Source organism: Vibrio sp. 10N.261.55.A7 (assembly GCF_002877365.1).
Lineage (GTDB): Bacteria > Pseudomonadota > Gammaproteobacteria > Enterobacterales > Vibrionaceae > Vibrio.
The window spans coordinates 1-9,075 of sequence record NZ_MCWZ01000111.1; the positions used below are offsets into that span (position 1 = coordinate 1).

Annotated in this window: 10 protein-coding genes; 4 read left to right on the top strand and 6 right to left on the bottom strand. The window is 44.4% G+C overall.

Annotated features, from left to right (window positions below):
- Positions 1 to 58 precede the first annotated feature (58 nt).
- Both BCU12_RS07880 and BCU12_RS07885 read left to right on the top strand, forming a co-directional pair.
- The gene (locus BCU12_RS07880) at positions 59 to 490 is read left to right on the top strand and encodes a cytochrome c (protein WP_102403790.1); all 432 of its coding nucleotides are present in this window, start codon (positions 59 to 61) and stop codon (positions 488 to 490) included.
- Positions 491 to 549: 59 nt separating this feature from the next.
- Complete coding sequence (locus BCU12_RS07885; protein WP_102403791.1) at positions 550 to 993, top strand: hypothetical protein; 444 nt, start codon at positions 550 to 552, stop codon at positions 991 to 993.
- 72 nt (positions 994 to 1,065) lie between these two features.
- On the opposite strand, the gene BCU12_RS07890 is transcribed toward BCU12_RS07885, so the two are convergent.
- A complete protein-coding gene (locus BCU12_RS07890; protein WP_102403792.1) occupies positions 1,066 to 1,773 on the bottom strand; it encodes a Crp/Fnr family transcriptional regulator in 708 nt (235 codons plus the stop codon).
- Between the two features lie 203 nt (positions 1,774 to 1,976).
- Between BCU12_RS07890 and BCU12_RS07895 the strand changes: the two genes are divergently transcribed.
- Together BCU12_RS07895 and BCU12_RS07900 are read left to right on the top strand one after the other, a co-directional pair.
- A complete protein-coding gene (locus BCU12_RS07895; protein WP_102403793.1) occupies positions 1,977 to 2,786 on the top strand; it encodes a methyltransferase domain-containing protein in 810 nt (269 codons plus the stop codon).
- A gap of 49 nt (positions 2,787 to 2,835) precedes the next feature.
- Positions 2,836 to 3,486: a DUF4213 domain-containing proteins gene (locus tag BCU12_RS07900; RefSeq protein WP_102403794.1), complete on the top strand. Its 651-nt coding sequence runs from the start codon at positions 2,836 to 2,838 to the stop codon at positions 3,484 to 3,486.
- 383 nt (positions 3,487 to 3,869) lie between these two features.
- On the opposite strand, the gene BCU12_RS07905 is transcribed toward BCU12_RS07900, so the two are convergent.
- From BCU12_RS07905 to BCU12_RS07925, 5 genes are all read right to left on the bottom strand, one after another.
- Positions 3,870 to 4,106, bottom strand: a complete 237-nt coding sequence (locus tag BCU12_RS07905) for a hypothetical protein (RefSeq protein WP_102403795.1) — start codon at positions 4,104 to 4,106, stop codon at positions 3,870 to 3,872.
- 157 nt (positions 4,107 to 4,263) lie between these two features.
- Positions 4,264 to 4,890, bottom strand: a complete 627-nt coding sequence (locus BCU12_RS07910; protein ID WP_102403796.1) for a D-Ala-D-Ala carboxypeptidase family metallohydrolase — start codon at positions 4,888 to 4,890, stop codon at positions 4,264 to 4,266.
- A gap of 137 nt (positions 4,891 to 5,027) precedes the next feature.
- Positions 5,028 to 6,506, bottom strand: coding sequence for an N-acylglucosamine 2-epimerase (locus BCU12_RS07915; protein ID WP_102403797.1), 1,479 nt, complete (start codon positions 6,504 to 6,506; stop codon positions 5,028 to 5,030).
- Positions 6,507 to 6,791: 285 nt separating this feature from the next.
- Positions 6,792 to 7,871: an acyltransferase gene (locus BCU12_RS07920; protein WP_102403798.1), complete on the bottom strand. Its 1,080-nt coding sequence runs from the start codon at positions 7,869 to 7,871 to the stop codon at positions 6,792 to 6,794.
- A 420-nt stretch (positions 7,872 to 8,291) separates the two neighbouring features.
- The coding region (locus tag BCU12_RS07925) for an FMN-binding glutamate synthase family protein (protein WP_133153833.1) at positions 8,292 to 9,075 on the bottom strand (784 nt) is incomplete at its 5' end.

Here is a 9,075-nt window from a genome sequence, read left to right on the forward strand (position 1 = left end):
TGCAGTGTAAATTAAATTAGAACTCAACACACCAACAAGAAAAGAGAGGAATAAACGAATGAACAAATTCGCCGTGTTGGCCTTGTTAGCTACGCCGTTGTGGGTTTTTGCAAATGACTATGAAAAACAGATCGATGATAGGCAGGCCGCATTTAGTCACATAGAACAGGAACTCGATAGCGCTAAGCGATTAATTAACGGCAGTAAAACAGATTGGGTTGAATTAAAGCAGCACAGTGAATTACTGAAACAATATGGCCTCGTGCTGAATGATTCTTTTCCGGCTGGCAGTCATACCGGCAGCAAAGCAAAAGAGAAGATATGGGATAGTCCTGGTAAGTTTGACCGGTTACTCAGACAAATGACAATGAGCTTCTCTGATCTCGAAAAAGCGAGTCAACGTCGTGATCCAACCATGGCAAACGACGCAATTGAGAGTGCTAACTCGACCTGCCGAAACTGTCACCGAAGCTACCGCTCTCGATGGTAACGACACGAGCAATCAAATAACTATTCGTCACGAAATAGACCTAAATAAGGAAGAAGACCATGAGAACATCAATAAAAACCCTACACAAAATTGCCGCTATTATCGCGTTTCTTATGATACTGAGCTTTTTTACCAGCACAGTGTTAGTGGAGCTGCTAGGCAGTCAACAGAACATAATTGAAGTGAAAAGGGTCATTTCTTATGCGGTGCTCTTCTTGATTCCGACGATGGCGGTTGTGGGCATAACCGGAACAAAAATGGCGGGTAACAGCCAAAATACGAAAATTGTTGCGAAGAAAAAGCGTACACCCATTATTGCGCTAAATGGCCTGTTAATCCTGACCCCTTGCGCCTTCTATCTTCTGTATCTCGCTGAACGATTGCAGTTCGATGGTGTGTTCTATTTAGTGCAAGGGATAGAGTTGGTGGCAGGTCTAGTGAATTTGAGCTTGATGGCGTTGAATATTCGAGATGGAATCGCGATGGGCAAGCGCCGCAAGTGAGATCGTTCTTATGAAGGGTTAAAACATTCAAGCATAAACGGGAATTTGGGTCAGGTGTCATTAATCATAACACTAGCGTTCAGCCGACTTTTGGGCACTCGATGGCTGGCCAAAAATATCAGGTGTTAAGTCAACCGAGCGACACAGTGAAGCGATATCAACAAGGGTGATATGGTTTCCGGATTCAATAATGTGCCCATCGATTTTGAGCTTTTTGATGGCTCGAGACAGTGTTTCTGGTGTCATACCGAGTTGAGTGGCTAACAATTTCTTTGTGACGGGAAGAGCAACGGTGCCTTCTTTCACTAGCTGAAGACGATAAATTTCAGCAAGTTTCATGACCAACCTTTGGTTAGCATTGACCTGAGTAAGAATATTGAGCGTGTTCATGAGATGGCATATTTTATTGCTCATGAATGCCATCACCTTAATAGAAAGCGCTGGAGAACCAGAAAACAGGTTTAGAACGTCTTGATATTCAAAAACTGACAGCTCTGTCTCTTGTTCCACTCTCGCGCTCATTGGGTATTTCCTAGGATCCATAAACATCGCCATCTCTGCAATGAGCTCTCCAGCAAGAAAGACTTTAAACAGCTTCTCATCGCCGTTTGGCATTAGGCGATACAGCGAAACCTTACCTTTATCTACAAGAAACATACGATCGGCGCTGTCTCCCTGATCAAAAAGTTGGTGACCCGAAAAGTATTTAATGGACTTACGTGCGGCAAATAACTGTTTTTTCTGTTCCCCGTTCAGCAGAGAAATAATGGAATCCGGCACTGTGCAATCCTTGTCTTGATAATAATCAAGCAGAGTTTCTTATGTATAGACATAGAATGTAAATAATAATCATTATTATCAAAGACGCAACCACCAGTAGAAGGATTCGCTATGGAAAACCTCAGCCCTGCTTTTCAATGGATAGCTATTATTGCTGTTCTCATGTTGATGCTGCCAATCATTCTTTCTGCCTAGGAGTCGATATGTCTGGAAAATTAGCCATGCCAAACGAAAGGCGTGAAGTGTCAAAAACGCCAGGGCACTGGGTTCTCGCTCAGTTAGGCAAAAAAGTCCTGCGGCCGGGAGGCAAAGAGCTGACCCTGAAAATGCTTCAGGGTTTGAAAGTGACACCCTTTGACAAGGTGGTTGAGTTCGCTCCAGGTATGGGTTACACAGCGCGTTTATGCCTCGAAAATGCACCAGAAAGCTATACGGCAATCGAGCAAAACGAACAGGCCGCAGAGATCGTACGTTCATACTTAAACGGTAAAGAACAGGTTTGTAAGGTTGGCAATGCCCAAGACACGAGTTTAGATAGCCATGTCGCGACCGTTGTTTATGGGGAAGCCATGTTGACCATGCAATCGGATGCGAGAAAAAACGAGATTGTCGCTGAAGCCGCTCGAATTCTAGAGCAAGGTGGGCGCTACGGTATTCACGAACTCTGTATCTCTCCTGACAGTATTGACCAAGATGTAAAACGCTCGATTCAGAAAGAAGTATCAGAAACGATTCAGCATCCAGCCAAACCACTTACGCCATCTGAGTGGAAAAAACTGATGATCGACAACGGCTTTGAGATTGAATTTGAGGCGGTGGCTCCGATGCACCTCCTAGAACCAAAGCGAATGATCGATGATGAGGGAGTCATTGGTTTTCTGAAAATAGCCAAGAACCTGCTAACAAAGCCCCAAGCTAGAAGCCGAGTCAAAGGCATGCGAAAAATCTTTAGAAAACACAAAGAAAACTTGGCCGCTATAACCTTAGTGGCAAAGAAAAAGGGACATTCATGAATTCTGAGTATATGTTTTACGAAGATTAGGCTGACACTCAGGAGATTAAATGAGCAAGAACGAAGTAGACAGAACAATTGAGCAGGTACTGGCAGACAGTGTTACGAGTGATACTCCTGTCGATAAGGTCATCATCGGATTGAATTGGACAATGGTGAGGGCTGGTGGTCTTTGTGGAGTGGCAAGAAGTCCAGACAGAGGAACCGAGGGGGCTCGTACGGTAAGACCGCCTGAAGGCTTTTCTGGTAAGCCCATAAGCGAACTTGCCTCTTACCTATGTTCTACAGACTCCCTGATGCGCTCTTTAGGATTAGCGGCTGTCAATGCATGGTGGAACCGCAAAGAGTGTCTTCCGCAAGCGGAGAAGTACGCAACAAAAACGGGTGGGTTATCTGCGATAGAAGCTCCGGGAGAAGGTGTCGTGATTGTGGGCGGTTTCAGAGGAGCGCAAAAACGTTTACCACTATCACGAATCGTAGAAAGAGAGCCTAAACCGGGTGATATTTCTGTCGAAGAGGCGCCAAAAGCGTACGCGGAAGCTAAACAGTTAGCGATCACCGCTCAGACGCTGATGAACGGCAGTTTATCAACCATTCTTGACCAGAGCGCGATGGTGCCAAGTCGCTTGCTTGTCGGGCCAAGTACACCCTTGTGCCCTCTACTGTTTGACTTTGGCTTAACTGACTCAGTGGGGCTGTGATCATAGACCCCGATGCGGCAGAAACGTTTATTGCTGAATCCGGCACCATGATTATGTTGGATCACCTAGCGGTTAGCCGGTACATGAAATTATAAAAGGATTTTGAATTTATGTCTGAACATGCGAGTCAGTGCGGGAAGCACTTGTGAACAGGCAACGTTGGTGACCTCTTAATTTAAAGCGATGTTGTACTTCGTTGATTGAATCAGTGAGAAGGTGTGGTTGACCCATGTTGATTGAGTGCCATCGATTTGAGCAATAATCCCGATTTTCTGAGGCAGCACAACTCAATAGAACTAAAGGCTTAGAATTTGTTCTATTGAGTTTGGAAGCCTTTAGCTGAAACCGATAAGGCCTCACTTCGTGAGGTGGCAGGGCGTGACTTATCTCACCTCTAACCCTAGGTTGTATTGCGCCAGACAACGAGTGACGTAGCTTATTTTAAGAAAGGCTGCGATGACAATAGTGCTAATGTGGGCTGCGATCTGCACGGGCAGTGAAAACTGATTCGCTAACGGGTATGCGATGACGATACTGCCAATCATAAACAGAATCGTGATAGCCAAAACGATGTTAGACACAGAAAGAAGAGTTTGAAAGCGCTGAGTATTGTTTGACATGTTAATCACCTAAATCGTAATAATTACTATTTAGTATTGCGATAACTGTGCCAACTTTTAAAAGCTATATATTTCAATGGTATAAATATTTCATTGATCTAAATCATGTTAAAGTGACTCTTTGTTTGGGTGTGTCGTAATGACTTTTATGTGTCAATTACCAGCTTCTGAAGCCACAGGTGTCAATGTGGAAACGAACACCAGAATAGAGCCCAAGCCCCACCTCATTTTTTTGCCCGACTTTCGCATGAATGGCTTTCAACTTTTTGTGTAAATCCTTTCGAGATATGTCAGAGGCAGGCACTAAATCCAATGCGCAAAATTCCAGATGTTTACTTTGAAGTGCGCCGCCTGCCTGTTGGTTATAAAGATCGGTTCTCTCTCCTGAAACGGGTATTACTACCCCAATTTCGGGCTCGATATGGGTTTGTATAAATTTGAGCGTGCGAATCATATTCGGTAAGTGCTTTGCGTTAGGCAAAGAGAATAAGGTGGTATTACTCATCACCCAATCCGTGCCTTGCAAGAGAATGAGGTGCAGTGGCATGCTTTTGGTTACACCTGCATCTCGAAGCTGATGACCAATCTTAGTGACTTTCTCTTCGGCGTGATTTAACAGAACCCAACCTCGAAAAGCCGCTCTTGTGGGTAACTTATAGCCATGCACATCCACAACCAGATCGTCGTAGTTGATTTCCGTTTCTTCAGTGTAGAGTTTTTGCAGTTCCTCTGAATGAGGCTGAGTGGTGCTCAGTAGCAGAGCAATGAAAAGATGCGAATACATAGTTATGCCTCATTGGGAAAGATGCATAGAGTATAGGTGTTTGTTTCACAATCGCTCAATTGAAGGTAAAGCACTATCCCTGACAGAAACGCCTGACAGACACGAATTATCATCAGGGAAGTGTGCGGCTAACTCATCTATTGAAAGGTCACTTTCTGTTGATGAGGAGAGATAGGGGTCACCGATTCAATCTTAGCGCCAAAATAGTATGGCTGTAGGTTAGCCATGTTCAATCCCTCAAGCTCCTCAAACGCGTAGTAGAGTTGGAAGGGTTGATTGGCCAATTTGTTGGTGGTGATAAACCCGACCAGAGCGTGTTCGAATTGGTGGTAACCGTTGCCCCAATGGAATGCTTTGGTGGATTTGGGGTTTAAACCCACGCCACCAAATTTATGATCGACCCAAACATCCATGAATGTACGTGTAGTGTAGTGAAGCTCTTTTCGCAATTGATTGTGATGCATGGAAAGGGTCATGGCCGCTTGGTCAAGCTCTGCCCATTCCCATGAAGCAGCACCATTACTATTAGGTCGAGCTTGCCACGCAGGCACAGCATGTCCTTGCCATTGGGTTTGATTCATCTCAGAGAATCGTGAAGCTACCGTCTCAAATGGTGCGGTGTATTGAGCGCGCTCTAAGATGACCTCCATCCCTTGAATAGCGAATGACGACCAGTCTTTGTTCTCTAATCGCCCTTGTTGCTCTAACGTTTGAGCGGTTAAATAGGTCATCCAATAGGCTTTGATGGTGTGGCCAAAATCATTGTGTTTAGCGTTTTGCATTTTGGCCGCTTTGTGGTGAATCGCTCCGTAAAATCGCTCTTCTTCACTAGAGTGATACGAGTTAACCATTATTTGGGTCAGCCATTGTAAGTCGTCTAACCAACGTTCTTTTGCTTTTTCTGGCAGTAAAGGGGCAACCAACAGCAAATAGCCATTAATCTGATCAAGTTGTGCGACGAGCTCTCTTTGTTTGGCGCTTTCACCATCACCATCGCTGAGCACCCAGGCTAAACCTTCGGTATCTGAGACACGGTACTGGTCGAAAATAAAGGCTTGCTGCTGAATGAGTGCCGTTTCTACTTTTGGGTCACGGGTTAAGTAGTAATACATGGCAAGCCCAACCAGCGCATAAGCCTGATCTTGTGAAGTTCGCTGATGCCAATCAAGGCCCGCTTTTCCATCTTCCGTAAAGCTAATATAACCGCCGTTTTGCGAATCTTGCAGAGTGTCGATGAGGTAGTAAGCGCCTTGTTTTGCGAACTCTAGCGCTGCGTTATCACCCGTAAGATGGTAAATAACACCGTATGCGTAAGTTTGGCGAGATTTCATTCGAGTATATTCGCGACCAAAATGAGGCGTGATCCAGCCGGCTTTCAGTTCAGGGCAGACATCGGACACATCAAGTAATTTTCCGTTGTCACAGCGGAAGGTAGGGAAGTTACCCACGGGCACACCCTGTGCTTCTTCCATCATCCAGTAAGGTTTAAGCCCAGTGTTGACGTGCTCTAACCACGCATCACTAGTGGGCAGGGTATAGGCGTTAGGCTCAACGGCAACGACATTTGTTGCGAGCGCCAAGGCAGTAAGCGAGAGCAAGGCTCTAAGTGATTTCATAACAATAACCATTTATAAGTATTTGAATTAGAAGATAACTGACTCAAATATATCGACTTGGACTTACGCATACTGTCTGTGTAGTCACAAGCTTTGTTGGAAAATGGTTGGGGGAAGGTGATGAGCAAATCACTACGTATAGAAAATACGGGGTATGGCACCATGTCACTTCAAGAGGGAATGCGCGCCAATCAATCTGTTTTCGCGCGCATTGTACGTCAGTAAGCTAAGCAATTGCCCTAAATTAAACTATCACTTAATACTAAAAGTTGAGTGATTGTTGTTTTACTTTGCGGACATTCCACCTAGTCGTTTCTGACGTAGCTTTTCGAATAACCCTGTCGGCGGTAGCTGAAACAATACTGGTCGAATTAATGGCAGAGTAACCAGAACAAAGGCTATACAGATTAAAACAGGAAAAACGAGTACGCCTAGTTTTTCATGGTCTTTACTAATATCAATAATCCCTGCGGTTATCATGGCAGTGCTCAATGCAATAAAGAACTGATGCGTGAGAAATATCTCTAGGGAACAATTGCCTATTTTACCAATCAATTTTGAAAAAACACTCACATGGCTAAGCAAAATCATTATGCCAATGAAAGCAAAGGTACCTGGAATATACTTAGTTAATAAGTGGCCATAATCAGAATCAGAGTCGAAGAAATAGTTAGTTACCGCATACAACAACAGCATAACCAAGGTTGAAGCAACAACGCCACCTATGTTTCTCGAATGCTCCAATACAGGCTTAAAGAATAGCGCTCCCAGCATGAAAAATGGAATAGCTTTGTAGGCTAAGTTTTTTAGCAACAAGACATTAACGGCTTGTTCTGGCGGAAAATAAGTAAGGCACAAGTGCACTGTATATGAAAAACATAGTGCTAGAGTAATTTTTACTACCGTCTGGAATCGATCAACTATTGATGCAAAGTAACTCACGACCAATAAAGCGATGATGAACCAAAGGTTCCCATAAGGGGCTAAGAATATGCTCCCTTCTGCAAAGAATGGGAAAGATTTCCAAGGGTATAGGTGTAACCCTAGTTCTTCACTTGCTAATGAAATCAATGTCCAAATAAGGATAATCCAGACCATGAATGGGAAACGTTTTTTGAAGAACCATTCGGTTTTTTTTCCTTTCACAAAGGAGAAAATGATCCCACCAGAAAGGAAAAATGCAGACATACGAACATGCGATGCATGATAGTTGAAACTGTTTAAAATTGGATCTATCCAAGTATACGGCAAGGACATTGATAAGAGTGCCAGATAGGAGTGGTGGATCGCTACCATGGTTACGGTCACGCCTTTTAGTACATCTAGCCAGTTAAGCCTATTTTTTTTTGTGTTTGAAACAACCACTTAAACATCCATGAATTAAATTGTAGTAAGAATCATGTAAGCACCTAATAGTACTCACAAAACTAGACTATTAATTGCTTGCCTGCCCCTCAATAGTCAATTGGTCTTTGTTTTGATCGTTCAATGATCTCAAATACAATGGCACCACTCTGAGAAAATTACACATAACGGACTAGACCTTTGGGGTGAAATTAAAGTGATGGTGGCGCATAGTCAAAGGAAATCACGGAGAAATACCGTGTGTCTTAATTCTAAAGCAAACGCAGATAATAATTTGAGAGTGATGCCTAGTGAGAGGGTGTTAAGTTATACGTAGCTTGATATGGGGTATCTAGGTTGGTGTCTTTTTTATAACGGTTTTTGAGCCATAAAATAAAAAAACAGCCCTCAATTGGGCTATTTTAGCGATCATAATAGAGGCTAATTAAGCTTAGTCGCGCCAGAATACTTAACCCCAGAAAGCATTGCCATTTCGCGGTTCCAAGTGGCGAGGTCATTCGAGTTGAACTGGCTGAGCGCATCGTGCCCGCAAGCGCGAGACATGACTTGCATAAGCTCGGTGGATGCCTCAAAGAAGTTCTGCAGTTGCTTAGACGCTTTGTCTACGTTCAAACGTTGGCGTAAATCGGCTTTCTGAGTGGCAATGCCGGCAGGGCAGTTATTGGTATTACACATTCGAGCCGCGACGCAGCCTATGGATTGCATGGCACTGTTAGAAATCGCCACCCCATCAGCGCCGAGGGCCATCGCCTTCACGAAATCCATTGGTACGCGCAGCCCACCAGTAACAATAAGAGTCACACGGCCACTGGTGTCTTGTTGGTTAAGATAGCGCCTTGCGCGAGCTAACGCCGGAATGGTTGGAACACTGATATGATCGCGGAACATTTCTGGCGCAGCGCCTGTACCGCCTCCACGACCATCCAAAATAATGTAATCGGCTGATGCGTCGAGGGCGAATTGAATGTCTTCCTCTATATGGTTCGCGCTCAATTTAAAGCCAATGGGAATACCCCCTGTTACTTCACGTACCCGATCAGCAAATCGTTTAAAATCTTCCGCGGTGTGCAAGTTGGCAAAGGTTGGCGGCGATATCGCAGGTTCACCTTCTGGAATCCCTCTAACCTGAGAGATTTTACCAATGTTTTTATTACCGGGTAGGTGACCCCCTGTGCCTGTTTTTGCCCCTTGGCCGCCCTTAAAA

Excerpts from the sequence above, each read along its gene's own strand:
- BCU12_RS07900 (WP_102403794.1), top strand. The coding sequence starts at position 2,836 with ATGAGCAAGAACGAAGTAGACAGAACAATTGAGCAGGTACTGGCAGAC.
- BCU12_RS07880 (WP_102403790.1), top strand. The coding sequence starts at position 59 with ATGAACAAATTCGCCGTGTTGGCCTTGTTAGCTACGCCGTTGTGGGTT.
- BCU12_RS07895 (WP_102403793.1), top strand. The coding sequence starts at position 1,977 with ATGTCTGGAAAATTAGCCATGCCAAACGAAAGGCGTGAAGTGTCAAAA.
- BCU12_RS07915 (WP_102403797.1), bottom strand. The coding sequence starts at position 6,506 with ATGAAATCACTTAGAGCCTTGCTCTCGCTTACTGCCTTGGCGCTCGCA.
- BCU12_RS07885 (WP_102403791.1), top strand. The coding sequence starts at position 550 with ATGAGAACATCAATAAAAACCCTACACAAAATTGCCGCTATTATCGCG.
- BCU12_RS07905 (WP_102403795.1), bottom strand. The coding sequence starts at position 4,106 with ATGTCAAACAATACTCAGCGCTTTCAAACTCTTCTTTCTGTGTCTAAC.
- BCU12_RS07910 (WP_102403796.1), bottom strand. The coding sequence starts at position 4,890 with ATGTATTCGCATCTTTTCATTGCTCTGCTACTGAGCACCACTCAGCCT.